The 25,452-nt window shown below is 67.9% G+C and carries 15 protein-coding genes; 4 read left to right on the forward strand and 11 right to left on the reverse strand.

Annotated features, from left to right (window positions below; translation table 11 throughout):
- Positions 1-473, forward strand: a 473-nt coding sequence (locus HBH26_RS17250) for a GGDEF domain-containing protein (protein WP_168135891.1), incomplete at its 5' end; no start/stop codon positions are given.
- 24 nt (positions 474-497) lie between these two features.
- On the opposite strand, the gene HBH26_RS17255 is transcribed toward HBH26_RS17250, so the two are convergent.
- Positions 498-1,205, reverse strand: coding sequence for a recombinase family protein (locus HBH26_RS17255; RefSeq protein ID WP_209308654.1), 708 nt, complete (start codon positions 1,203-1,205; stop codon positions 498-500).
- A 232-nt stretch (positions 1,206-1,437) separates the two neighbouring features.
- Between HBH26_RS17255 and HBH26_RS17260 the strand changes: the two genes are divergently transcribed.
- From HBH26_RS17260 to HBH26_RS17270, 3 genes are all read left to right on the forward strand, one after another.
- Positions 1,438-1,686, forward strand: a complete 249-nt coding sequence (locus tag HBH26_RS17260; RefSeq protein WP_018251286.1) for an AbrB/MazE/SpoVT family DNA-binding domain-containing protein — start codon at positions 1,438-1,440, stop codon at positions 1,684-1,686.
- A complete protein-coding gene (locus tag HBH26_RS17265) occupies positions 1,679-2,077 on the forward strand; it encodes a type II toxin-antitoxin system VapC family toxin (RefSeq protein WP_066781968.1) in 399 nt (132 codons plus the stop codon). The genes HBH26_RS17260 and HBH26_RS17265 overlap by 8 nt, the downstream gene beginning before the upstream one ends.
- Before the next feature lie 158 nt (positions 2,078-2,235).
- On the forward strand, positions 2,236-3,237 hold the full coding sequence (locus HBH26_RS17270) for a tyrosine-type recombinase/integrase (protein ID WP_168135892.1): 1,002 nt from the start codon (positions 2,236-2,238) through the stop codon (positions 3,235-3,237).
- A 12-nt stretch (positions 3,238-3,249) separates the two neighbouring features.
- Here the strand turns inward: HBH26_RS17270 and HBH26_RS21255 are convergent, their stop codons facing one another.
- From HBH26_RS21255 to HBH26_RS17320, 10 genes are read right to left on the reverse strand one after another with little or no spacing between them, the layout of a single operon-like run.
- Positions 3,250-6,813, reverse strand: a complete 3,564-nt coding sequence (locus HBH26_RS21255) for an SNF2-related protein (protein ID WP_168135893.1) — start codon at positions 6,811-6,813, stop codon at positions 3,250-3,252.
- A complete protein-coding gene (locus HBH26_RS17280; RefSeq protein ID WP_168135894.1) occupies positions 6,810-8,171 on the reverse strand; it encodes an EH signature domain-containing protein in 1,362 nt (453 codons plus the stop codon). The genes HBH26_RS21255 and HBH26_RS17280 overlap by 4 nt, the downstream gene beginning before the upstream one ends.
- On the reverse strand, positions 8,168-8,935 hold the full coding sequence (locus HBH26_RS17285; protein ID WP_168135895.1) for an OmpA/MotB family protein: 768 nt from the start codon (positions 8,933-8,935) through the stop codon (positions 8,168-8,170). The genes HBH26_RS17280 and HBH26_RS17285 overlap by 4 nt, the downstream gene beginning before the upstream one ends.
- Position 8,936: 1 nt before the next feature.
- Positions 8,937-11,123, reverse strand: a complete 2,187-nt coding sequence (locus HBH26_RS17290) for a hypothetical protein (RefSeq protein WP_168135896.1) — start codon at positions 11,121-11,123, stop codon at positions 8,937-8,939.
- A gap of 43 nt (positions 11,124-11,166) precedes the next feature.
- Positions 11,167-11,949 (reverse strand): HNH endonuclease, encoded by a 783-nt coding sequence (locus HBH26_RS17295; protein WP_168135897.1) that lies wholly within the window; start codon positions 11,947-11,949, stop codon positions 11,167-11,169.
- 4 nt (positions 11,950-11,953) lie between these two features.
- Positions 11,954-12,544 (reverse strand): hypothetical protein, encoded by a 591-nt coding sequence (locus tag HBH26_RS17300; RefSeq protein ID WP_168135898.1) that lies wholly within the window; start codon positions 12,542-12,544, stop codon positions 11,954-11,956.
- An 8-nt stretch (positions 12,545-12,552) separates the two neighbouring features.
- A complete protein-coding gene (locus HBH26_RS17305) occupies positions 12,553-13,284 on the reverse strand; it encodes a hypothetical protein (protein WP_168135899.1) in 732 nt (243 codons plus the stop codon).
- Positions 13,281-17,429, reverse strand: a complete 4,149-nt coding sequence (locus HBH26_RS20500; protein ID WP_209308655.1) for an Eco57I restriction-modification methylase domain-containing protein — start codon at positions 17,427-17,429, stop codon at positions 13,281-13,283. Before HBH26_RS20500 ends, HBH26_RS17305 begins: the two co-directional genes overlap by 4 nt.
- The gene (locus tag HBH26_RS17315; protein WP_168135900.1) at positions 17,429-20,191 is read right to left on the reverse strand and encodes a DEAD/DEAH box helicase; all 2,763 of its coding nucleotides are present in this window, start codon (positions 20,189-20,191) and stop codon (positions 17,429-17,431) included. Before HBH26_RS17315 ends, HBH26_RS20500 begins: the two co-directional genes overlap by 1 nt.
- Entirely contained in the window at positions 20,188-25,239 is a 5,052-nt protein-coding gene (locus HBH26_RS17320) for a DEAD/DEAH box helicase (RefSeq protein ID WP_168135901.1), read from the reverse strand. Before HBH26_RS17320 ends, HBH26_RS17315 begins: the two co-directional genes overlap by 4 nt.
- Positions 25,240-25,452: the final 213 nt, after the last annotated feature.

The following is a 25,452-nucleotide window of genomic DNA, read 5'->3' on the forward strand; positions in this document are numbered from 1 at the left end:
TCGTACGAGCGCTCGTACGACCAGTCTCAGAACCGAAAACTTCCCGCACCGCCCGCGCCCTCGTCAAAGACGATAAGCATCCCGGCTACGGCCAAACGGGCAAGGCGGCCCTCAGGCCACGCTTACCGTTCGGTCACGCCTCGGGCGATGATGTACTTCGAACCTTCGCCTCTGTGCTCACAGCGAATACCCGCGGCACGGATGCAGTCGCACGCCTTGGTGGGGAAGAGTTCGCTGTGCTCTACTTAGATGTGAGGCTGGCCGAGGCACGCGCCGCGTGCGAACGTATTAGACTGCAGTTCGCCGCCGAGCGGCTCGCCCTGCCGGATGGCAGGCAGGTGGCCGCGACCGTAAGTGTCGGTCTCGCTCCGATCCCGGACGACGGTGATTTGGAAGGCGCGCTCATTGCAGCGGATCAGGCACTGTACCGTTCCAAGAATGCCGGAAGGAACATGCTTTCGTTAGCGGCTTGAATCGCGTGGCATCCAACGCCGACCTCACCCAGATTCAAAGCGCACCGATAAATCACCTCCGCCAGTTTCCGCAGACCGAGGCTCGGCATGAGCTTTTCCTGAGCCCGTCCGTGCCCGATGCAGCGCCGTAACGCGCTTCACCTGCGCTATGCTGCATCCCGCCAGCTCGGCCGTGCGCGCGATGCTCATCCCTGTCTCCCGCAGCCCAACAATGCGCCTGTGCAAGGCGATATCCGGCTTACGGCCGTTGTACCGCCCTGCTCGCTTGGCGAGCTCGATGCCCTCTCGCTGGCGCTCGCGCCGGGTCTCATAGTCGTCTCGTGCGGTCTGAAGCGCGACGCGCAGCAGCATGTCCTGCACCGCTTCGAGCACGATGCGCGCGACACCGGCGCTGTCAGCGACAAGCTCGGACAGATCGACGATGCCTGGCACGGCTAGCCGCGCGCCCTTCGCCCGGATCGTCGCCACCAGCAGTTCGGCTTCGGGTAATGGCAGACGGCTGATCCGGTCGATCTTCTCCGCAACCACCACCTCGCCCGGCTGCAGGTCAGCAACCATGCGTAAGAGCTCTGGCCGATCAGGCCGCGCGCCCGACGCCTTCTCGCGGTAAACCGCCGCGACGTAATAGCCTGCTGCGCGCGCACCGGTGACAATTGCTTCCTGCCGGGTCAGGTCCTGCTCGTCGGTGCTTACGCGCAGGTACACGCGCGCAGCGCGGATCGGGTTCGTCATGCTGGCTCCGTTCGGTACACCCATGTGAGCCACCACTGCGGCAACCGGCTCGGAATAGCAAACGCCGATCCTGTCGAGCCTAGCTCAGCAAGCCAGGTCTAAGTAGCTAATGGCGCTGATATGAACGACGACTGATCACCAAACGCGCTGAAGTGCGCTGCTTCGCGCTATCCGTCAGCGCCAATATCCGGTATGATCCGAGAGTTGGGTCAGCCAAGCGAGTTCAGTGCAGATGGAAGCACAGAGGGTCAAGATCGTGGACGGTGGTAAACTCGTGATCCCGGCGGCCATGCGCCGTGAGCTCGGGATCACCACGGGTGATACCGTTCTCGTCGATGTCGACGATGGCGAGCTACGGGTACGTTCCGTGCCTAAGGCGCTCGAAAGGGCTCGCGCGATCCTTCGCAAATATGTGCCCGAAGGCGTCGGTTTGGCTGACGAGCTGATCGCAGAGCGCCGGCGCGAGGCGGAGCGTGAGTAGCAAGGTCGTACTCGACGCCTCCGCCCTGCTCTGCCTTCTGAACGACGAACCTGGGGCGGATCGGGTAGTCGACGTCCTGACCCGCAGCATTATCGGAACGACCAACCTCGCCGAGGTCGTCTCCAAGCTTCGGGACCGAGGATTGCCGCTCGACGAGGTACGTGAGGCTCTTGGCGGGCTGCACCTCGATGTACGGCCGCTCTCTCCTGCCCAGGCGCTCATCATAGGCGACCTGCGACCGTCGACGAAGGCGCTTGGACTTTCGCTTGGTGACCGAGCGTGTCTTGCCTTGGCGATTGACCTACAAGCGGAGATGTTCACGACGGACGGGCCGCTGGCGAGCGCTGAGGTCGGCGTCACCATCACCAACGTACGGCCGCTGGCCGATTAGCCGCACATTCGTGCTTTTGGGTACGGTACGCTCAGGCAGGCGAGTTGTGGCGGAACAGAGCGGCTGCCGTCCACTGTTTCGGGCGCAGATCCACTCTTTTCAGCTGCTGCTGTAGGTAGGATGGCGTCCACCATTTTAGGGAAACCTACAACGCGGCCGTGCTCGACGTCGCGCGGCGTGCGATGAGCGAGAACAGCTGGCGCGCGCTCCGCGCCGACCTGCGCGTCTTCGGCCAGTGGGCGGACGCGCGCGGCCTCGCCGTGCTGCCCGCGCTCCCTGCCACCGTCGCCGCGTTCCTGCGCGATCAGGCCGAGGCAGGCAAGAAGGCCGCGACGCTCGCGCGCTACACCGCCTCGATCGCGCGCCTCCACGCGCTCGCCGATCAGCCCGATCCGACCCGCGCCGAGCTCGTCCGCCTCGAACTGAAAGCGCAGCGCCGCGCGCTCGGTGTGCGTCAGCGTCAGGCGCGCGGGCTGCGCTTCCGCGGCGAGGTCGCCGATCCGCTCGCCGCCGCAGGCCCGGTCGGCGTCTGCGTCGCAGCGATGCTCGCCGCCGCGGGCGACGGCCTCGCCGGCACCCGCAACCGCGCGCTCCTCAGCCTCGCCTTCGACACCGGCCTGCGCCGGTCCGAACTCGTCGCGACCCGCTGGCCCCACGTCGAGCGTGGCAGCGCGGGCGGCGGCCGCCTGTTTGTGCCACGTTCCAAGGCCGATCAGGAGGGCGGCGGCGCCTACGCCTATCTTTCTGCGCGCACGATGGTCGCGCTCGACGCGTGGCGCGCGGCGTGCGGTAACCCCCGTGACGGCCTCATCTTCCGCCGCCTCCACCGCACTCGCGACAAGGCGGGCGCTGAGGTGTGGAGCATCGGCGCCGCGCTCTCCGCGCAGTCGGTAACGCTCGTCTATCGCGCGCTGCTCGACGCCGCACACGCGGCCGGGCTGCTCGGCGCACTTGACGCCGCCGACTTCGACGCCTGGCGCCGCGCGCTCACCGCCCATTCCACCCGCGTTGGCCTGACACAGGACCTGTTCGCCAGCGGCCAGGACCTCGCCGGCATCATGCACGCCCTGCGCTGGAAAAGTCCCGCGCAACCCGCCCGCTACGCCGCCGCACTGGCGGTGGAGGCGAACGCGGCGGCGAAGGTGGTGGGGAAGCTGTGACTATGGCAGCGATCAGTTAATCGTCACGTGGACCGTGCACTCCTTGTCCGTCCGCATCACCCCGTCGACCCCGTTCGACACATCCCAGATGATTTCCTTGCCCGCCGCCGTCTGCGCCCGCACCGTTCGATCGTGAAAGCTCCGGCTCTGTCGCCGGGAGAGCTGGATCAGGCGCAGGTCAGGGCCGTCCGGCTGCGCATTGCGCCAGCGCTGCTGCAGATCGTCATATTGGTGCGATGATGTCTCGGCCGCATAGCGGTCGACACTCTCGGCATCGAAGCTGATGACACTGATCGTCTTCACCCGCCGTGCCGATTTGGTCAGCACGGTCATAAAGTCGACGAGAAATTGTCGATTGCGCCCGTCTGCACAACCGTAAGGATCACGGATTGCGAGTTCCGTGACTTGCTCACCGGCAAGGGGCTTTTCGAAGATGTCGAGGTTGCGTTGCACGCGTGGGAGAAAGGCGACGCGCGTCGGCCAGTCGCGTGGCGGCACCGCGATCGGGGGCGAGGGTCGTGCCGTCAGGATCGAACGCGACGGCACCGGTGACGGCATTGGCAAGTCAGCGGCGGTCGGTCCGACTGAAGCTGATCTCTTGTCATCGCTGTCCGCAATGCCCAGCACGTCCTCGAACAGCGAGGCGGCGTCGCTTTCGTCGGAGCCCGGTAGCAGCAGGCCTCGGCTCAATTCACGCTTGCGCCGCATCAGGGCATCCAGCTTCAAATCGAAACTGGACGGCCGGGTGGCGGGCTCCGGATGAACCGACTGCGGCAGATAGACGTGGACATCCTTCGTCTGCCCGATTCGAAAAGCGCGATCCGTCGCCTGATCCTCCACCGCCGGATTCCACCAGCGGGACAGGTGGATGACGTGGTTTGCCGCCGTCAGGGTGATACCTACGCCGCCCGCCTTCGGCGACAGGATCATGATGTCGAATCCCGGGCGGCGGCGCTGAAATGCGTCCACCGCCGCCTGTCGCGCTTCGCCCGCGACGCCGCCGTGGATGCGCGCGACATCGTGATCGAGCGCATAGCGTCGGCGAAGCTCGACCGCGAGAAGCGCCTGCATTGCGAGGCTCTCACAAAAGATCAGCGCCTTCTCACCCGCGCCGTGGATACGGTCCAGCACCGCGAGGGTGGCGCGCAGTCGGGCCGAGTCTTCCCAATAGCTTGTGCCCACCTGCTCCGGTGCGACCGGGTGGAGCGATACGCCCCGCAGCCCATGCAGGATCTCCAGCATGTGCCCCGGCTTCCCCGTTCCGCGCAGCGCCAGGGCGCGCTGGATCACCTTGTCATACGCCGCGACCTGTGCCGTCGGCATCTCGACCGGCATTGCCACGATGTGCTTCGCCGGCAAGCTGTCGAGACAATCGTCTTTCATTCGACGCAGCAGAAGTGCTGGCCGCGCATCCTGCGGCTCGGTGAGCAGGTCGTGCAGCGTGCGGAGCCGGTCGGGTTCGCTTGCCGGATAGCTCTGCTCGAACGCCCTGCTCGATCCGAGCAGGCCCGGATGCACGACGTCGTAGACGGACCACAGGTCTTGCAACCGGTTCTCCACGGGCGTGCCCGTCATCGCCAGCTGAAAACGGGCATTCAGTGTCTTGGCTGCGCGCGTCATCTGGCTGGCAGGGTTCTTGAGCTTCTGCGCTTCGTCGTAGAGGATCGCGGCGAACGGCACGCGCGCGAAGCTCAGGTGATAGTCGCGCATCGTCTCGAACGTGGTCAGGACGATGCCGGCCTGGCTCCAGCCATCGACATCGATCCCGGCGCTGCCGCTCTCGATGTCGCGCACGCCTTGGCCGCGCATCCGCTGAAGGGTTGATCCATAGGCGCCGATTACGGGGCCGAGTGCCGCCGGGGCGAGATGCCGCTCGATCTCGGCGCGCCAGTTCGCGAGAAGGCCGGTCGGGGCGATGATCAGGACCGGCTTTGGCTGCGCCTCCTGTTCGCGCAGCCACGCCAGAAACGCCAGCGCCTGAAACGTCTTGCCCAATCCCATGTCGTCGGCAAGCATCGCGCCCGGCATGCCGCTGCGCCAGCACGCGACGAGCCAGTTGAAGCCGTCCACCTGATGCGCCTTGGGCGACGAGCGCACGGTCGTCGGAAAAGGCGGCGGCGGGGCGGCCTTGACCGGCGCCTGCTTCGCCAGCGGCGCGTAGGCGACATCCTCCAGATTGTCGCGCACCTGCAGGAAATATCGATTGGTGCTCGGCGGTGCGATGTCGTCTACCGCGACCTGTTCGCCGGCCTCGTGTTCGGCCGCGGACGACATCAGGTCGCGCAGATCGGTCAGCGCCGATCGCGTCTGTTCGGTCGCGGGCAGCTCGGCGCCGTCGAAGGTGAAGGTCGCGCGGTCCTCGCGCACGGCCTGCTCGACCGCGTCCAGTGCCTCGGCGACGCGTTCCGGTGCGATCTCGATGCTCTGCGCATCCGGCGGATCGCCGATCCGCAACCCGAAGGCTTCGGGCAGCCAGCTGTTGGGCTTGGGCTTGATCCACGGCAGCACGGGCTTGCGCCACAGGTCGATCCCCGAAACACGATCGGAGAATTGCTGCGTTTCGATGAACAGCGATGGCGCCCCATCGGTCGAACTATCGCTTCCCAGCGCTTCAGCAAGACGGCGCTGTGGGTTGCGTGCGAACGCGCGCCGTTCCTCGGCTCCCCCGGCCTGCGCCTCGCGCACGACACGCAGCGCGCGCTGCAGGCCAGGATCCAGAAACAGGATCGATCCGTCGTCGAGAAGATAGGCGCCGCGCCGCCCATCGCCGCTGCGGAAACGGCGCGCGAACGCCGCCTGCTGGGCAGGAGCAAGCAGACTGTCCGCTGCCTCGTCGATGACCGTGCCGTCCTCGGCCTCGCGAACCCGCTCGGGGCTGAACACCACGGGATCGAAGTCGAAACCGTTCGCGTCCGGCTTCAGCGCCAGCGAAAAGCCGGTCGCGTAGCTCAGCCGCAGGCGTTCGATGAAACCATCGACGCGCACATGTGCGCGATTCTCGTCGCCGATCGCCTGTCGCAAGGCGGCGAGCGCCGCCTGCCGCTCCGCGTCATCACCCGCCCGGTTCAACCGATCGGCGGCGTGGAGCGCCGACCAGATCGGCTCCGCGATCCGCCAATCCTTGCCCTCTGCCTGAATACGCGCGCCCTTTACACGCACCGACGCGGGCAATCCGTTCGGTCGCGTCCAGCGGGTCTCGACGTGAAAGCCAGACTGGTTCGGGACGCCGACCGACTGGATGTTGAGCGACAGGCGCGCAGCCGGCGGCAAACCGAGTGCCAATGCCTCCGTTTCGGTAAGCGAGGCGACCAGCGCAGGATGCAGCAGCAGGTCGCCGGCGTCGGGCTCGACCAGCGGGCGTCCGTCGGTCGCGACCTCGCCATCCCCCATCGCCTGGATCAGCCGCGCGATCGCTGCGCCGGCCGAAGATGGGGCAGCGAGAATCCAGTCACCGTGAGCGATGGCCTGCCGCACCGCCTTGCCGAACGGCAGCCGCGACGGCGTGACGCGAAGGAGCGTAATGCGTTCCCGATCGCCCTCGGGTTGCGACTCGAACTGCGTGGTGGGCGCACTCACCAGCCGTGCCCGTGCAACGGATGCGCGATCCCGGTGCGATCATAGATGCGCCGCGCGAAATGGCTCGGCCAAGTGCTACCCGCGTGTCGCAGCGGATCATAGCCGCGCTCGGCATCCATCGTCTTGAGGACCGCCGTGTAATAAACTCGTTGATACATCGGCGGGGCCTTCGGTTTCGCGGCATTCCAGAACCGACACATCCCGTTATCCGACCACTCGGCGATGCGAAGGTCGCCGATCGTCAGGAGGAGTGATGATTGGGTAGAGGTCGCGCCGCTTCCCTCTAGGCGCCCAAACGCCATCGTCTGATCCTTCATGAAGCGTCGAGCCTCGCGCTCCGCCTGGCTGCCGAACGCAAACCAGGCATCGGTGATGTGACCGGCTTTGAGATAGCCGAGCCAGAACTCGGTGCGGTCACGCCACTGGTCGCGTCGGTCAGTCGTCTTTGCTACAATGGCGAAGAACTCACGCACTGTTGCCTGCACCAGCCAACGGCGGAGGACAGCGAAGGCCGCTTCGACAGAGATATCTAGGCCTTCGCTGCGCAGTTCGACCGCCAACGCAGTCCACCGGGCCGGTGCGAGACGCGGATCGCCGATGCGCGACGTCAGAAGCGTGGTGATACGCTGCTGATGATCGGCCGGTGGGGCCGTCCCTATCCAGGGCGCTAGCAGCGCCAGCGCCAGCAAGGCGTCGATCGCTTCGGCGCCCTTGACCTCGGACGCGAGCGCCATCAGCCGCTCGCCGCTGGTTACGGCATCGGCGCCGCGCCGTGTTGCCGCGACCGCACAGGCCGCGCGGATCGCGTGTCGCACGAACGCGCCTGTTGCGAGATCGCCGTCGAGCCCTGCCGCGCGCAGCACCTCCGACGGGCGGGCGGTATCAAGTAGCGCGGTAGCGAGCCGATTGGGTCCAGCGTCCTTATCCCACAAGGCAAAGTCATCGCCGCGCGTGCGCCACGGCCACTCGCGACGCCTCGCGACGAGCTGCGCCGCCCAGAGCAGGGCATCGAAGCCGTAATGCGCCAGAGGAAAGCGCAGCAGATAACTGTGCAGGATCGCCCGATCCATGCTCATCCGGTCGCGTCGCACCGCTTCGCTGAGCAGTTGCTGCTCGTGGTGATCGCATCCGGCCTCCACCCACATATCGCCGAGCAGCCGACGCATGTCGCGCGGACGTATGTCCTCGGGTGCTGACAGGTCGAGCCGCGCGAGCATCGCCTCCCACGGCTCTGCCTCTCGTCGCGCGCCTGTCGGCACTGACGCGAGCTGGTCGGCGGCGCGTGACACGGCGGTGCGCTCCGGCATCCGCGCGTGCCTGACGCGATCAATATCGCATGCCTGACGCAGCGCGCTCACGACGGTCGCACCAGGCTGCGGCTGAGCGCCGCATCGTCGGCGCCCTGGGGCGTGACCATTAAAAAGCGCAGGTCGATCCGGCGATTGCGCCGGTTCACCGCTTCATCGTCGCCCGAGGCATCTAAAACCGGGCGCGTATCGCCGTATCCCGAAACGCCAAAGATCGGCGTCCGCTCTGCGCCGTTGATACTGACGAGCTGTTGCAGATCGGTGTGCGCCGTCATCATCTCTTGAAACGTGCGGGTAGCGCGCAAGGCGGAAAGGTCGAGATTGCTGCGCACTGCCCCTGCACCGCTCAACGGGACGCGGTCCGTGTGACCCTCTATAAAGATTGAGTCGACCCGATGCGCGGCCTGCTTGCCACGGCATTTAGGGCCCCCGGGCTGGACGTCAGCATAGCACGGTAGAATCGACGCGAGTTCGCCGGCGACAATGCCGACCGCCTGCCGTCCTTGTGCGGAGAGCTCATAGGCACCCGTGTCGAACAGGATGTCATCTGGCAGCCGCAGGACGCCGGTGCGGGTATCCACAGTCACCTTCAACCCGCGCGCCTTCAGGTCGCGTTCAAGGGTGCGCAGCAGTTCGGCTCTCGTCTGTCCCGCACCGGTGAGTGTGTCGGTCGTCTGCCGGAACTGAAGCGCGAAATAGAGCAGCAGGATAATGAAGATGAAGAGCAACCCGACCATCATGTCGGCCATGGAGACGAAGTAGCTCTCCTCTTCCTCTTCCTGACGGGATCGGCGTATACCGCGTGCGTCGGTCATCTCACGCCGCCTTCGGCATGCGGCCGAGCAGATCGTCGATGCGGTCGGACAGATCACGCAGCGGATCGAGCGCACTGGAAAGCTGCTCCACCGCCCGTCCGAGCGCCAGATCGATCCCGCCGACATGCTCGTTCAGATGCGTTGCGTGCTCGGTCGAAGCTGCCTTGATCTGCTCCAGCGTCGCCGCAAGCGCGCGATCCACGCCCTCGAATCGCTCGCGATAGTCGCTCCAAGCGCGCGTCGCGCTATCGGTCGTTTCACCCAGGCGATCGCTGATGGTGGTGATCGCCGCACGGTGCGCTTCGGCAGCCTCGGCCTGCGTGGCGAGCGCCTCACCTGTTCGTCCGATCGCGGTGTTGATCGTTTCGCTGGCGGTGCGGATCGGCGTCGCCGCGACCTGCAGGTCGTTGGCGGCTCTGGTCAGAGTCGCCGCGACACCCTGCGTATCCTGCCCAACCTGCGTCAGCCGCGATGCGTGGTCGTCGGATGCGCGGGCGGAGCGCTCGAAGCTGCCGGCAAGCTCCTCCATCCTTGCCGCCGTCGCATGCAGCGTCGTCGTCAGGCCGCTGCTCGCCGCCTCGAACCGCTGACCGAAGGCGGCGAATGCCTCCGCCATGGCGCGGGCGCTGGCATCCGCCGCGCCGGCGACCGCGGCATCGATCGCCTGCCCCATGCCCGCGGCGGCCCGCGTCGTGCCGTCCTCCAGCGCCGCTGCCGCGCGCGCGAGAACTTCGGCGTTGCGCTCCGCCGCTGCAGCAGCGCCCTGGCTGAGCCCCGCACCCATCTCGGCCACCTGCCCACGCAGCTGATCGAACGACGCGCGAATGCCGGCGTTGGCTTCACCAAACCCGGCCATCGCCTCGCGAACGCCGGCACCGCTCTCCGCGGTTGCCTCGCGCACCGCCGCTCGCACCGCGTCCACTAACTCGGTCGTTGCGACCGACGACGCATGCCGCACCTCTTCACCCATGGCGCGCATCGCGTCACGCTGCTCGTCCGCGATCGCCTGATAGGCGGCGCGTTCGTCTGCCACGTGCGTCGCTGCGCGGTTTGCGGCCGCCTCCGACTGCTCGACCAGCCGGGTGCCCATGCCTTCGATCCGCTCGTTCAGCGTGGCAAAGGCGCGGCTGATGCCCTCGGATGCGGCAAGGAAGTCGCGTGCGGCTCCGGCGATCTGGTCACTTGCCGCCTGACTGCTCCCCTCCAGCCGGTCGTTCACGTGGCGCAGGTTCTCGGTCATACCCGTCAACGCGCCCGCGAGCGCCTGCATCTCGCCCCCGGCCTGCTCGCTCAGCGCCTTGCCGAACTCGCGGCCGATCTCGTTGAAGCTACCGCTCTTGAAGTCGTCGATGCTTCCCTGAATGCCGCTCAGTGCGCCGATCATCGGCGCCATCTGCTTTTCCAGATTATCACCGATGGCGAGCGCCAGATCGTGGCTGAAGGTCTTCAAAGCCGTCGTCTGCTCTCGCGCCTCGGTCAGCTGAAGCGCGGCGATACGCTGCGGCGGCGAGAAGAGGGTGCCGAGATCGAGGAGCTCCGCAATCTTCTCCAGCTTCGCTTGCGTCGCGGCATGCCAGCGGCGATCGACGACGCGCAAGATGATCGAGGCGACGACCCCTGCGATCGAAGTCCAGAACTTGACCGACGTGATCTCCAGCAGCTTGATGAGCGCGCCAGTCATCGCGCCCGTGCCCTGCCCGCTCTGTAATGCTATCACCGTCGCGGTCAGCGCGGCGACGATGCCGAGAAAGGTGAACGTAAGGCCGACCGCGACGAAGATGTTCGCCCACCATGCCAAGATGCGGGTGTCATCGCCGAGGTGGAGGAAGTAGTTTTCCGCCCGCGTGGTCGCGCGCAGCGGCGTTTCGCTCTCGTCGAGGATGGTTTCGCGGAACTGGTTCCACGCCATTTGCATCTCTTCCGCGCGCTCACCGCCCGACGCCATCGCCTCGTTGATATCGTGGAAGTGCGCGGCAAACGCGTCCTGCGCTGCGTCGACGCTGTCAGCCTCACGCACCGGTTCGAGGGCCGCCAGCCGCGCAGTCAGCTCGCGCGTGACCGGGACGTGGTATCGCCGCAGGTTGCGGAGGATAATCCCTGCGCACCACGCGAGAAGCGCTGCCGAAATCAGCAGCGCCGTATTCGGATTGCCGAACAGCCAAACAACGATGGCATTCAGCAGGTTCACGTTCTGTCCCGCTCCCATGTCGACCCCCTTTGCGCGCGACTGATTACCGCGGCGTCACCTCGAACCCATACCGTGCACGATGCCAAGCCAGCTTCGCGCGGTGTCCATCCACCAGCGTCAGCAGCGGCGGCACGCCCAATGCCGCGCGCGACGCGTCGCCGAGCGTGGGCGAGAACAGCGCCGCACCGTCATTGTCGAACGTCACCAGCCCCGCATCGAACGCCGCGTCCCAGTGCGCCGCCAGCAACAGCCCGTTGTGGACATCAAGGCGCTCCGCATCGCTCGCACACGCGGCCCAGGGCACGATGTGGCTCGCGCGCAGCAACGCGGGCTCGGTGATCCCGGTCAGCGGGCAGCGCCCCTCCCAATAGGTCATGAGCGCACGGCGGAAATGATCCTGCCCGATCCGCACGCGCGTGATCCGGTCGGCCTCGGTATCGCCCAGCCCGGCCACCGCCGCCTCAAATTCGTGCAGCGGCAGCGTCGGCAGCGTGGTGGCGAGCACATAGGCGCGGTGCAGCGCGTCGCGCAGCGCGCGCTGCTCGGCGAACCCGAACGCCGCGCGCATGCCGTTGGGCACGGGCGTGGCAGCGGACGCGCCCAGTTCGGCTGCGACGCCGGGATGGCTGACGGCAAGGAACCACGCCGCGCCGCCGTCCGCCACCGCCAGCCCGATCTCGCCCGGCACGTTGATATCGGACGCGAAGTAGAGCCACCCGTCCGCCTGCCCGGTGTGGCGCCGATATCCATGATTGAACGACGCCTCCGCCAGCTCCGACGCGAAGGCGGGCGGCAGGGTGCGCAGGCGGGTGGTCGTGTCGTTCAATGGATCAACCGTCAGCCGTCATCGCGGCAGTGACGGCGTTCCACGCACCATTGGCCCATTTTGCAAATGCGCCCGGGTCGACCCGTTCCGCCAGCGGCATGATCATCTGCTGAGTGTAGAAGTAGTCCGATTCTGACTCCTCCTGTTCCCACTCGGGCAGCTGCGCTGCGTCGAGCAGGTCGTTGTCATCCTCGTCCCACAAGCCGACGCCAAGCTGCACGCGCCCGCCGCGCTCCAGAGTGACACCTAGTTCAAGCAGGTAGCCTGGCCGTTCGAACGACCTGGAAAAGCAGCCGTATTCGAACACCGAGGCCGGATCGATCGCCATGTCTTCGCGGATGGGATCGCCTGGCAATCGTTCCTGCCAAGGTTTTGGCACCTCTCTCCACACGGCGTTCCACAGCTGCTCCAGAAACAGCGCGTGCTCTGCGCACGTCTGCTGCGCAGCCAGCCACGCTCGGTAGTAGGAGGGCAGATCGGGCCAGCGGAGCTTGGCGATCGTCGCCGTATCGTCACCGTCGAGCAACAGCTCGACTGCGAGTGTGACGTCGGGGTCGAGTGCATAATGAAGCACGCTGGGGGGAACGTCGATCATGCCATCTCCTAATAGGCGCGGTGCCAAACGGTGCGGCGGAAGCGGCGGAATTCGTCATCATCGCAACCCATGTCGCGCATTGATCGCTCAAGCTCGTCCATCAACGCCAGCCAGGATGTGCCCCGCCACGACTTGTTCTTGCCTAGCAGGCCACCGGTGCCTGGCGGCCGCGGCGCGACGACCAGCAGCACCGAACGATCCATTGCCCACCCAGACTTGCGCGCGTGCAGCAGCGCTTTGCGCAACTGTCCCGTCGTGAGCGCATGACCGAACTTCGCCTCTACGGAGGCGCCGATCCGCTGCTCACCGCGGTGAAGCTCGACAAGGATGTCGGTGCGGTTCTCCTCGGACACGCAGCGTGCAGATGTCGCGCTGAACTTATCGATGTCGACCGGGCACTTGCCGGCGCAGGTGGCCGCCGCCTTCACGAAGGCGATGGCGCGAGCGAGCCGCTGTTTATGATCGCCCGCGTTGAGGAAATGCACGAAGCCGCCGGTGATCTGCGGCTCGTGAAACTTCGCCCACGTGTGCGGCGCGACGTGGAAGCAATGATTGGCGTTATCGAGCCCGAACAGCGTCGACAACGCACCGCGATCCCACGCCGGCGCGGGGATCATCGGCAGGCCGCGGCGGATCAGCGGGGTCGGGTCGACCCGCGCGAACCAGGCTGTGAGCGCCGCCGCATCGTAGCGCGGCGCGGCGATCCGCGTCGCCGCGCGCCAGTCTGCCGCGGCGCTCACCGATAGCCCTCCACCCGCGGGCGGGCGCCGGCCGCCACCTGCGCGTCGTAAGCGGCGAGGACGAGGCGGCGGGTGCGGTATTCGCCGTAGCGGGCGATCTCGTTCTTCTGGAGGACGCGGAAGGTTTCGGACGGGTAGTCGGCGCCCATCACGTCCTTGGGATCGAGCACGTAGCGCAACTCGTCGCGGGAGAGGCCGTAGGCGAGCGCATACCAGGCATCGAGCTCGGCACGCAGCAGCGCGCGGCGCGCCTCATCCCAGGCGAAGGGCGCGCCGTCATACCCCAGGTCGCGCGCGAAGGGGGCCATCGCGTGGCTGGTATAGCTCAGCTCCAGCACCCGCGGGACGATGAAGGCAAGGTCGGCTTCGGTGTAGGCGGTGGGGGGGAGGATGGGGAGCTGCTTGAAAACAAAGTAGGAAAGCGAGACTCCGTTCAACTTCTGTCTCGTTACCCAGTCCATGGGCAAACTGCTCATTTGAGCAAGCAGCGCAGCTAACCGCGATGGCGCCTCATCAGAGAAGATCAACAGGGTTTTATGACCAACGCCTCCAATCGGGTGGGCGACCGGCAAGAGTGTGCGTTCGTTCGTAGTGGCAGTAATGTCCTTCCATCCGAACAACCATCTTCTTTCCCACTGCTTTGCTTGCAGTCGATCGGCGACTTCTCCGTAGCTGACCCAATAGAAAGGCTCAGGTTCGAACGTCGGGTCGGAATGATCCTCGTTGGAGGTTTCCGGAAGCACGCGGTAGCCGCGATCATCTCCCCTCGACGCGTATGATGCTGCGCGGTGATCATAGAAGCTGCTCATCTTGGCTTCGTAGAGCGGGACGTAGCGCGCCTCGGCCGGCGCGTTGCTGCCGGTCGAGAGATCGAGGTGGTGCGCGTCGCGGCCGCCGGTCAGCGCCAGCCCCGGCGCGCGCGGCTGTGCCGCGTCGGCGCGCACCCAATCGCTGCCCTCCCGCACCCAGCCATCGGCGGCGAGCTGCGTGGCGGTGCGGAACAGCGCGCTGTCGCTCGTCATGTTGAACAGACCCTGCCGGAACTCGACGCCCCACGGATTGCCCGCGTCCCCTTTCGCCTCGTCGATCAGCACCGGCACGCGGTCGTAGATCGCGGCGGTCAGGCGGGCGTCCTCCTGCGCGCGGAAGACGGGGGCGGTCTTCGTATTGGGGTTGATCCGCGCGATCTCGCCCGGCGACAGGGTGAAGCGGCGACGCCTGTCCTCCAGCTGCGCGGGATCGGTGAGGAAGAAGGCGAACTCGGCCTCGCGCACGTTGCTGCCGATCGTCAGCAGGCTGAACTTGAAGCTGCGGTGGACGCCGGGGAACAGCGGCTGGCTGTTCTCGAAATCGAACAGCCGCGCCAGCCGCCGCTCGCTCACCAGAGCCCCGAAGAACGGCGCGGTGGTCGCGTCGGTGGCGATGCCGGTCGGCACGATCACCCCCGCGCGTCCGCCCTCGCGCGTCAGGTTGAGGAAATGCTCGGCGAACAGGCCGTAGGTGTTCACCTTGCCGCGCGCGGTCAGGTCGAAGCGGCCGCTGGCGCGCGCGAAGTCGTTCATCGCCTCGAACTGGCGCTTGTCGCGCGCGAACTCGGCGAACAGCTCGGGCCGCTCGGCCTCCAGTGCGGCGATCGCGCGCTTGCGGGTGGCGCCCTTCAGCGCCGCGATGTCGGGCGCGCGTGCCTCGAAATACTCCTCCTCGCCGAGCTGCACGACCTCCCAAGGCGGGTTGCCCAGCACCACGTCGAACCCGCCGCGCTCGACCATGACATCGGGAAACGCCAGCGGCCAGTGGAGCGCGCGCGCCGCCGCCGCCGCGTCGACCGCGGCACCTTCCAGTGGGCCATAGACCTGCCCGCCGCCCAGCTTCGCGCGCACATTCGCGGTCGTCGGCACCATGTTGCGCCCGCCGTTCAGCGGCACCTCGGTCTTGGGCAGCAGGAACGCCGCGACATACAGGTCGCACGCGACGCGGGTGGTGTAGGCGCCCAGACCGCGCTGCCAGTCCTCGAACGCCGCGCGTTTCTTCTCCACCTGCCCGACGGTGTCCTCGGGCATCCGGCGCACGCTCGTCAGCGTCGCCGCCAGCCGCCGCGGCGGCATCGCGCCCGTGCCCTCGGCCCAGTTGAACTGGCCCTGGCCCTTCTTCGCGCTCCTGTTCTGCTGAGAATAGTATTTGGCCGCCGCCTTGCTGTCGCCGGTCAGCGGCTTGTAGGCGGCGTCGGGCACGCCCTCCTCCAGCGCGTCGAGGCTGAACACGCCCAGCAGCGCGTCGCCGCAGCGGATGTTGGCGTCGAGGAAGCCCAGCGGTTGCCCGGGGGAAACGCTCTCGATCCACAGCGCGACCTTGGCGAGCTCCACCGCCATCGGGTTGCGATCGACCCCGTGGATGCAGCGGCCGACGACGTCGCGTAAGCCCGCCTGCTCGTCGGGCGCGTCGGGATTGCGTAGCGCCGCGACCCGCCCCGCCATCCGCCGCGCGGCGCCGAGCAGGAAGTGCCCCGATCCGCACGCGGGATCGATCACGCGAAGGTTCAGGATCGCGGCGGCGGCGGGGTGTTCCCCCTTTCCGTTCGCACCGCGCTTGTTAGCATCCCCGATCCCGTTCGCACTAAGCTTGTCGAAGTGCCGTTCTTCGTCCGATCCCGGGGACAAGGACGGGGCTTCGACAGGCTCAGCCCGAACGGGGTTCGAGTCCTCCGCGACTGGCGGCGCGTTCGCCACCGCATGTTCCAGCACCGGATCGAGCGCTGAGTCGAGCAGCGTCTCCACCAGGCTGTCGGGGGTGTAGTAGCTGCCGCTGGTCTTGCGCGCGTTGCCCTTGGCGCCCGCGTCCAGGCTGAACGTGCCGTCGGGCGCGAGGAACGGTCGGATCTCGAGCAGGCTCTCGTAAACGCTGCCCAGCTCCTCCGTCCGCATATCGCGCCAGTTGATGCGGGAGCGGACCGAGTTCACCTCGATGAACCCAAGGCTCCAGATCGCGCGCAGGAAACGCCGATTGGGGATGCGCGCCGCCGCCATCACCGGCGTGCCCCCGCGCGCGAACAGCCCGCCGAGCGCGGGCAGGCCAAGCAGCGCCTGCCCCTGCTCCAGCGCGGCGAGCGTCACCTTCATCCCCTCCCACGCGTCGTGGTGCGCGTCGTAGGCGGCGCGGCGCGCCGACCGCTCGCGCCAGAAGGCGAAGGAATAGCCCGCCTCGTAGAGCGCACGCGGCCCCTGACCGGTGTTGCGGGGATGGAGCAGGTCGCGCTCCTCCGCGACCGCGAGGAAGATCAGGCGATAGACGGTGCGCAGCAGCTCCTCGAACAGCCGCATCGTGGCAGCGGGGTCGGTGGCGAGCTGGTCGCGGATCGCGGGATTCGCGTCGACCAGCCCCTGGCCCAGCTCCGCCAGCGCGGTCTCGACCCCCTCGCGCAGCCGCTCGCGCGCGGCGGTGCCCTGTTTCAGCCCCGCCTCGCGCGCCTGCTCCAGCGCGGCGTTCGACGGCGGCGCGCCCGCGGGCCCGAAGCGGCTGGCGTGCGTCAGCAGCCACCACGCGGTGAAGTCCGCGAACATCTCGTCGCGGAACATCGCGCCCAGGTCCGCCTCGATCCACGCCGCGCGCGTCAGGCTGGCATTGTCGCGCATCAGCCGCACGCGATCGCCCGCAAAGGCCAGGCCCCAGTAGAAGCCGGGATTGGCGTTCAGCCAGTCCTGCAACAGCACGACCGGGCTACGCCGTGCGCGGCCCTCTGCTCCATCCCCGAACTCGGGCAGCGCGCGGGTGAAGCCGGTGAAGCGCGTGCCCTCCCATGATGGCGGCGCGATGCGATACCGCCGCGTGCCCTCGTGATGATCGGCCGGACCGGTCAGGTCGTCGAACCCGAACGCCTTGGCGAGCAGCGCGCGCACGAACGCTGCGGTCTGCGTCGTCGTCGGTGCGTCGATCCGCGCATAATCGCGCCAGATGCCCTGCCCGATACGGAAGTATCGCGAGATCTCGTCGGCGAGCGTCAGCCCCTTGGGCACGTCGTAGCTCGCCGCCAGCTTCGCATCGCGGGGCGCGGCGGCGATGGCGGCAACCTGCTCGGGCGCGATCAGCCCGCCTTCGATGGTGACCGCTTCCAGCCCGAGTTCGGCTGCCTTGCGAAAGGCACGGGCCATCAGTTCGCCTCCGGCACGAGCACGTAGAGCCCGATCACGTCGGCCGGCAGCACCGGCGCCACCTCCGTTGTCGCGCCTTCGCCGCGGGTGGCGGACTTCACCCGGTCGTGATCCTCGCGCAGCACACGCGCGCGGTCTTCCGCGTAGGCGGCGATCACGGGCTGGTATCCCTCGACGCGCCCGCGCGCGCCCTCCACCTGCCGCGCGATGACCGCGGGGTCGAGGTTGCCCGATGCGTCCGCCTCCAGCAGCGCGAGCGCGTCGGCGCCGCTCGCGACCTCGCCATCCACATCGAATGCCAGCGCGGTGGCCTCCTCCGCCAGCAACTTGCGCCGCCCGCTCGTCACCAGGGTGAAGCGCAGCCGCAGCAGCAGCACCGTCGTCAGCTTGGGCACGCCGCGCGTCCGCCACGCCCCCGCCCGGCCGAGCGGCGCATCGCCGTCCACACCGCCGGGGTCGAGCGCGCCCTCCGCCATCGTCTCCGCCAGCATCGCGACCAACGGGTGGACGCGCCCGACATGCGCCACGTCGGGCGGCGGCAGGTCGGCGAAGCTGATCGCGCGCGTGCCGGTCAGCCCGCGCGCCTCCAGCCGCTCGCGCAGCCGCTGCGGCAGGACACCGTAGTTGACCCGCCAGTGCTGTCCCTCCGGCGCGATGCCGCCCTGCGTGACGCGGCTCAGCGCGCGCCGCGTGAACCGCTCCACCTCCTCCGCACCGCCGTTCAGCGCGCGCATGCGCCGCCACTCGGGTAGCACCTCGTCGGGCTTGAGCGCGTTCTGCGCAAAGATCGCGCGGCTCTTCTTCACCATCTCCTCGGCGTCGCGCCACGCCGTTTCGGCGGCGGGCGCCGCCCCGCCGAAATCGAACGCGCCCTGCGCGCGCGGGCTGTTCGACCGCAGCAGCATCGCCTGCATCAGCGCAGTGGTGACGCTGGCGCTGTCCTCGGGCACCGGCACGGTGACGCCTGTCGCCTCGCGGATGCGCTTCGCCTTTTCGGTGATGACGTCGATCACCGCGCCGTCGATCATCGAATTCTCACCGAACATCATCACCGACCACACCGTCTCGGATTGCTGGCCGAAGCGGTCGACCCGCCCCTCGCGCTGCTGGTGGCGGGTGGGGTTCCAGTTGAGGTCGTAATGGATTACCGCGTCGAACAGCATCTGCAGGTTAATGCCTTCGGACAGGCAATCGGTGGCAACCAGGATGCGTTGCGGGCTGTCCCCCATCGCCTCGACGCGCGCGCGCCGTTCTTCCGGCGTCAAGCGGCCGGTGACGACCTCGACATCGTGCTTCCTGAACTCGGATTGCAGCGCCGCCCCGACCGCCTCCGCGGTGGAAATGAAGCGACAGAACACCACCGGCCGCGCGTCCTTGGCGATCAGCGCCTTCACCTCGCGGATCAGCGCGCGCAGCTTGGGGTCCTCGTCCGGTTGTGCGGCAAGGGCGTCAGCCGCAGCGATCAGCGCCTCCAGCGCGTCCCGCTCCTCGGTATCGAGCGCGGTGGCGGGCTCGACATCGGTATCGCTGAACGTGCCCTCATCCTCGTCCATCAGGATCGGTTCGAGCGCCGCCTCCTCCGCCACGCCGCCCAGCCGGTTGCGCAGCGCGCTCGCCGCCGCGGCGGGCGAAGATCCCACGCAGCGCATCAGCGCCAGCGTGCCCCAGAACGCCAGCCGCCGCGCGCGCTCGCCGTCGGCGCGTGTGGCAACACCGACGCAATAGTCGAGCACGTCTTCCTGAAACGCCTGGTGCGCGCCGGTGAGCTCGAACGGCAGCTCCTTGGTCTGCGCTCTGGCGAACGCCCGCGCCTCGCCCCAGCCGTCCTGGATATCGGGCCGGCGCCGCTGGACGAAGTGGCGCGCTAGCCGCCGGCGCCACGGCTCGCCGCTGTCCGGTGCGGCGAGCGACGGATCGAGCAGCCCGAGCAGCCGCTGATACGCATCCTGGTCGCCGCTGTGCGGGGTCGCGGTCAGCAGCAGCAGGTGGCGCGCGGGATCGTCCGCCAGCTCGCGCAGCAGCGCGTAGCGTTGCTGCGTGCCGCCTTCACCACCGCCAACGCAGCTATGCGCCTCGTCGACGATCACGAACGACGGGCAGGCGCGTGCGAACTCGGCGCGGCGCCCCTCGGCCTTGATGTAATCTAGGCTGACGACGGTGGCGAGGTAAGCGGTAAAGATGCTTTCCGACAGCGCCAGCCCGCGCTCCAGCGATCGCGCGCGTGCGGAGGTGACCGCGACCGCGTCGATATCAAACTTGGTGGCCAGCTCCTCCACCCACTGCTCCACCAGGTGCGGCGGGCACAGCACGGTGAATCGATCAACCTCGCCGCGATCCATCATCTCGCGCAGGATCATTCCCGCCTCGATCGTCTTGCCGATTCCCACGTCATCCGCGATCAGCAGCCGCTTCACGTCCTGCCTCAGCGCCATCAGCAGCGGCACCAGCTGATAGGCGCGCGGCTCGACCCCCAGATGCGCGGCACTGCGGAACGGCCCTGCACCCCGTCGCAGCGACAGGCGCAGGCCGTCGGCGAGCAGCCGTGCGGCATCCTGCGTGTCGCGCTGCTCCGCGGTCGGCAGCGTGAACGAGGCGGTCGTCATGGGGACCGCCTCCAGCGTCGGAGCGAAGGTGATCGCGTCCTCCTCCGATCCCGACAGCGGACGCACGCGCACCAGCCCCTCGCCCGGCTTGCCGAGCACGATCCACTCGCGCCCGCGCGCGGTTACCAGATCGCCGGTCTGAAGCTGGGCAGGTGTCATGCGGGAACTCCGAGCGCGTCGGCGAGCGGTTGCGGGATCGTCGGCGGCGGCGCTGCGGGCAGCACGATCAGGTCACGACCCATGTCGCGGCAGCGCGCCACCAGCGACGGCGGTGGCGGCGCGGTCACCACCATTACCATCATGTCGGGCCAGCACAGCGGATAGCCCGTGCCGTCGATCGTCTCGGCCACTGGAGCGGACACCTTCCACGCCGCAAGCGCCGCCAGCCAGGGCTCGTCGCCGCTTTGCGTCGCCGCACCGGCACCGCAGCGGGTCATGCGATCGAGCACCACGCGAACGCCGTCGTCGCGCCGGTCGATCAGCAGATGATCGGGCTGGTTGTAGTAGGACAGCAGACAGCGATAGCAGCCCGCCACACACGGCTCGGCAGCCGGGTCGTCCACCAGTGCGCCGCCGTCGCGATGCAGGTGCATCAGCTCGAATGCCACCTCGGCGAGCCGTCGCCAGCGCCCCGCATCCTCCATGAGCCGCTTGAGCACGCCAGCCCCGCCCTCCGACGCTTCGTAGAGCAGCAGCGCGCGGCGATCGTCGCGGGTGGGCAGCGGCTCGCCCAGCAGCTCGCCCGCTTCCAGCACATGCTCCGCCTCAATCGCGCGGACGAGCGCGTGCTGCAGCGTCGCCATCTGCTCATCGGAAAGGCCGAGGTCGTCGGAGATTCGCACCAGCAGCGCGTTCTTGGTGTCCTCCACCATCGGCACGATGCGCTGGCTGCGCGATCCCTTGACCGGATCGGCGCCCTCGTCGTCGCCCTGCACCTCGTTCTTGACCCAGCGACCCGTCACCGTGTCGATGTCGAACCCGAACACCTTCGTGTGCTTGCGCCGGCGCAGCCCGAGGTTGACGCGCGACAGCCGCGTCTGCGGGCCGTAGCGTGCCTCCAGCAACGGCATGTCGTCGGCGGTGAGCGACAGGCGCTGTTCCCCTTCCCTTCTTTCGCGCCAGCGGAAAACCGTGCGGATCTCGAAACCACGCCGCTGCCGATCCTCGTCGTTGGCGGTGATCCGCGCGCCGGGCTGCGCATCCACGTTCTCGACGCGAAAAAGATCGGCGATGCGCCCCTCGCTGCTGAGCGGATCGCCGCACACCGCGCACAATTCCTGCGTCGCTTCCTCGTGCGCCGCGCCGCACGACTGACAGCAGGTGAAGGTCTGCGTTGCCAGCCGCTGCTGCTCGTCGAGTGACCCCGACGGCAGCTTGGCGCGGTGGCAGCGATATGCCTTGCCCTCGTGATAGACGAGCGCGTTGGGCCCGAACTCCGCGATGGCGAGAAAGCGCGGCCTCTGGAGCACCGCGGACGCTTTGTCCTGATCAATGAAGGCGTAGAGCGGCAGCCGCGGGAAGTTGTAGCCCGGCAGAAAGCCCTCCGTGGCGAGATAGCGATAGGTGTAGAAGTCCGACCCCGAGGAACTCGTCCCGGTCTCCAGCAACTGCACCTGCCGGTCGGCCGCGAGATAGCGGCTGCGCGCCTCGGCGCGTTCCTTCGCCGACAAGCCCGTGCGCTGCGCGATCGCGTTTGCCGCCTGCCGCTCGGTCACGGCGGACTGGTAGAGCGTCCGCCAGCGTTCGAACGCGCCGGTGAACGCGCTTGCGGCCCCGGACCATCGCGCGTCCACGAATGCGGTTGCGTCGGCGAGTTCCTCCGGCGGATCGGCGGGGAGCGCCGACTGAACGACCGCAATCGCCCGCGCACGCGCCGCGGCATCGGCGGTTGCCGCCGCCAGCGCTGGCTGCAAGCGCTCGGCGACCGGGTGATCGTCCACATCCATCTGCAGGTTGTCGGGGATCGCGGTGCCGATCGGCTCGGCGACACTCGCCAGCCATTCCGCCCGCACATGGCTCGCGAGCAGATCCGCGTTCACCAGATCGATCGCCGGCGCTTTCACGATGCCCGCGACCAGATCCGTCCTTCGCTGAAAGTAATATTGATCGTGCGGGCTCTGCGCGGCGCAATAGGTGACGACCAGCGCCGCCTGTCCGCTCCGCCCGGCGCGCCCAGCGCGTTGCGCGTAATTGGCCGGCGTCGGCGGGGCATTACGCAGGAACACGAGATTGAGCTGCGAGATGTCGACCCCCAGCTCCATGGTTGGCGAACAGAACATCAGCGGCAGGAAGTCGGTGCGCTCGCCGCGCGATATCATGTCGCTACGCTGCTCCTGGATCCGCTTCTTATCGTTCTCCTGATAGCGGAAGCGATCCTCGCGCCATTGCCGCGTCTTCACCTCGACCTGCGCGGTATGCTCGCGACCCTCGAACGCGAACGGCAGCCGTCCGCTCTCGCCCAGCCGCTCGGCGACACCGGCGTAGAGCTCGGCAAAGAAGCGGTTGTCCTGGCCCTTCTGCGCCTTTCCGTCGCCCGGGTGCAGCCGGATCGCAACCGGCGCCAGCCGCCAGCCGCCCGCGCCGAAGCTGCGCACCAGATCGTGCGTCGCCGCCGCGTCCAGCATCGCCTGGATCAGCGGCTCGCGCTCCTTCGCGGGCACGCCGCCGAGCAGCTTGCTGAGCGAACGACCGAGGCCGCTCTGCGCCGACGCCTTGATCGTGCCGGGATCGACCCTGCCGTCGGGTTTGCCGATCACGAGCTGGCCTTGCCGCGCGAGATCGCGTTGTTCCTCCTCGCGCGCGATCGACCACGGCGCCTTGACGTGCTCGCGCGAACGCTGCGCCACCTGCTCCAGCGCGGTGCGATCGAGCGCGTCGACCTGGATCGCCAGCCCCTGCCGCATTGTGTCGAATAGGCAGCGGAACAGCTCGGCCCGCTTCTCCGGCGCGGCCGCGGCGAGATGCGGGTCACGCTGACACTCCGTCTCGTCGGCGGCGAGCATCGGCACACCGGGATAGCGCACGTCGATCAACGCCAGCTGGTCGAGGTTGGGGTTGGTGAAGCGCCAGCCGCGCCGCAAGTCGTTCCACAGCCGATGCGCGAGCACCTGATTGATCGTGCGCTTCGCCTCGTCGAGCGCGGCAAAACCCTTCGGCTCGGGGTTCGCCATCCACTCCTCGCGCCGTGTCACGTTCTCGGGATCGAACCCCAGCGCGCGGCGCAGCGCATCGCCGAACTGCTCGTGCGACAACCCCTCCGCGCCCGCCTGTCGCACCGAACGCAGCATGGCGGCGCGCAGCAGCGTGACGAACACGAAATCGTTGAAGTGGCCGGATTGCAGCGCGGCATCCTGACGGTTGTCGGTGAATCCCAGCAGCTTGCGCCGGTAGCGATCCTCCGGGCTGTTCGCCTGCTCCATCCAGTCGAGCGCCGCGGTGGTGATCAGCGTCGTCGCCGAACTGCGCCCCTCGGCCGACAGGCTCGCCAATTTGTTGATGTCGCGCGCCTGCCCAGCCGGCTGGTAGCCACAATGCGGACAGAAGCGGAAGCGGCCCGCGAAGAACCAAGCGGTCACGCCGTTCTCCGCCCGCTGCCCCCCGATGCCGAGCACCAGCCGCTCGCCTTCGTGCTTGCCGCGATGCGAGGATTTCAGGCGGCGACCATTCTTGCCCTCCTCGATCCAATCGTCGGGGTAGCTGTCGATATCGCCCGCGAAGGCGAGGTCGCCCGCGGCATCGGGCACCAGGAAGCCATGCCGCGTGCCGTCGTGATCGGCCTCGTCCTTGGCGGTCTGGTCGATCGACCGCGCGAGCACCTGCCCCGTCCGCTCGACCGAGACGCTGTGCACCTCCTGCCCGCACTGACGGCAGAAGAACAACGGGTAGAGCCGCGCATCCGGCTTCTCGCGGTCGAACTGCTCGGCGGCGAGCTGCACCCGGCGCACGCCCGCGGGCTCCAGCGTCGCATGCGCGTGGCCGGCGCCGGCGAGGAAGCGGTGCAGCTTGAACGCCATGAACGCGCTGTCGCCCCCCGCGGCATCGCTCATGGCGATCAGGCGCTGGCGCAGCGCATCGCCACACACCCCGGCGTCGAGCCCCGTTGCCGCGGCGAGCTTCCCCGCTGCCTCGCTGATCGTGACCGGACGCGCGCGCTTCAGCGTCTCGCCGGCATCCAGCCCGATGTTGAGCTCGATCCACGCCGCGAGCGGGTCGGTCGTCCAGTTACCGTGCGCCGCGGGTTCGTTCACCGCCGCCTTCAGCGCGGCAAGGAACGGCGCGCCGTCTGCGGCGCCTACGGTTGCGCGGGCGAGCGTTTCGGTGATCACGTCGTCGGGCGACACGTCGCTGCCGAACAGGGTGGTGCCGACCCGCGCCACTGTCTCGCGCCCACCATCGACCTCGCCGGACGACATGGTCGCCGAGGTGCCGATGCACAGCATCTGCGCCGACCCCATCCGCTCGCGCACACGCCGCACCAGCATGGCGACATCGGCGCCCTGCCGCCCACGATAGGTGTGCAGTTCGTCGAGCACGAGGAACTCGAGCCCGCCCATGTTGGCGATCACCTGACGGTCGAGCGGGTCCTGCCGGGTCATCAGCAGCTCGAGCATCATGAAGTTCGTCAGGATGATGTCCGGCGGACTGTCCGCGACGCGGCGGCGTTCGCTGTCGCCCTCCTGACCGGTGTAGCGGGCGAACGTCGGCCTGAGATGATCGGGGAGCCCGCTCTCGCCGATGAACTTCTCCAGCTCCTCCAGCTGCGAGTTCGCGAGCGCGTTCATCGGATAGATGATGATCGCGCGTGTCCGCCGTGCCTCGCCCGCTCGCCGCGCGGCGAGCACCCGGTCGATGATCGGCACGAAGAAGCACAGCGACTTGCCCGAGCCGGTCCCGGTGGTGACGATGTAGTTTTTTGCCTGCTTGGCCTTGTGAAACGCCTGCTCCTGGTGGCGATGCAGGGTGATCGGCGTCCGCGGCGTGCCGAGCGAGAACACGTCGGCGAGCGCCGGATCGCCCCCGAGCAACGCGACCGAACCGCCCGAACAATAACGCGGATTGAGGCCGATCAGCGGCTCGGGCCAGAACACGTCGCTGTCGTAAATCGCGTCGATCTGGTCTTTCAGATCGGTGCTGCGAATGTCGGTGAAAGATCGCGCGAAACTTTCGTAGCGGCCGATCAGCTCGGCATCGAGGTCGAAGACGTTCACGGCTGGAATACTCTCCAGTAACAGTTTCGCGCGCGGGGGTTCGCAGTCTCGGTAATCACGGTGTGTCATCCAGCTCGTGCGTTGGCAGTCCATACCGAACTAACAGATCGCGCAGCTGGTCTCGTTCGCTCTCGAGTTCACGTTGGAGCTTGGCAAGCTGAGCACCTTTCTGCGCAACGAGTATTCGCTGCAGCTGAAGACGTCGCTGCGCCT

Source organism: Sphingomonas corticis, from assembly GCF_012035195.1.
Taxonomy (GTDB): Bacteria; Pseudomonadota; Alphaproteobacteria; order Sphingomonadales; family Sphingomonadaceae; genus Sphingomonas; species Sphingomonas corticis.

Coding starts and splice junctions, on each gene's coding strand:
- HBH26_RS17285 (WP_168135895.1), bottom strand. CDS start 8,935: ATGACCGACGCACGCGGTATACGCCGATCCCGTCAGGAAGAGGAAGAG.
- HBH26_RS17300 (WP_168135898.1), bottom strand. CDS start 12,544: ATGATCGACGTTCCCCCCAGCGTGCTTCATTATGCACTCGACCCCGAC.
- HBH26_RS17255 (WP_209308654.1), bottom strand. CDS start 1,205: ATGACGAACCCGATCCGCGCTGCGCGCGTGTACCTGCGCGTAAGCACC.
- HBH26_RS20500 (WP_209308655.1), bottom strand. CDS start 17,429: ATGGCCCGTGCCTTTCGCAAGGCAGCCGAACTCGGGCTGGAAGCGGTC.
- HBH26_RS17260 (WP_018251286.1), top strand. CDS start 1,438: ATGGAAGCACAGAGGGTCAAGATCGTGGACGGTGGTAAACTCGTGATC.
- HBH26_RS17315 (WP_168135900.1), bottom strand. CDS start 20,191: ATGACACCTGCCCAGCTTCAGACCGGCGATCTGGTAACCGCGCGCGGG.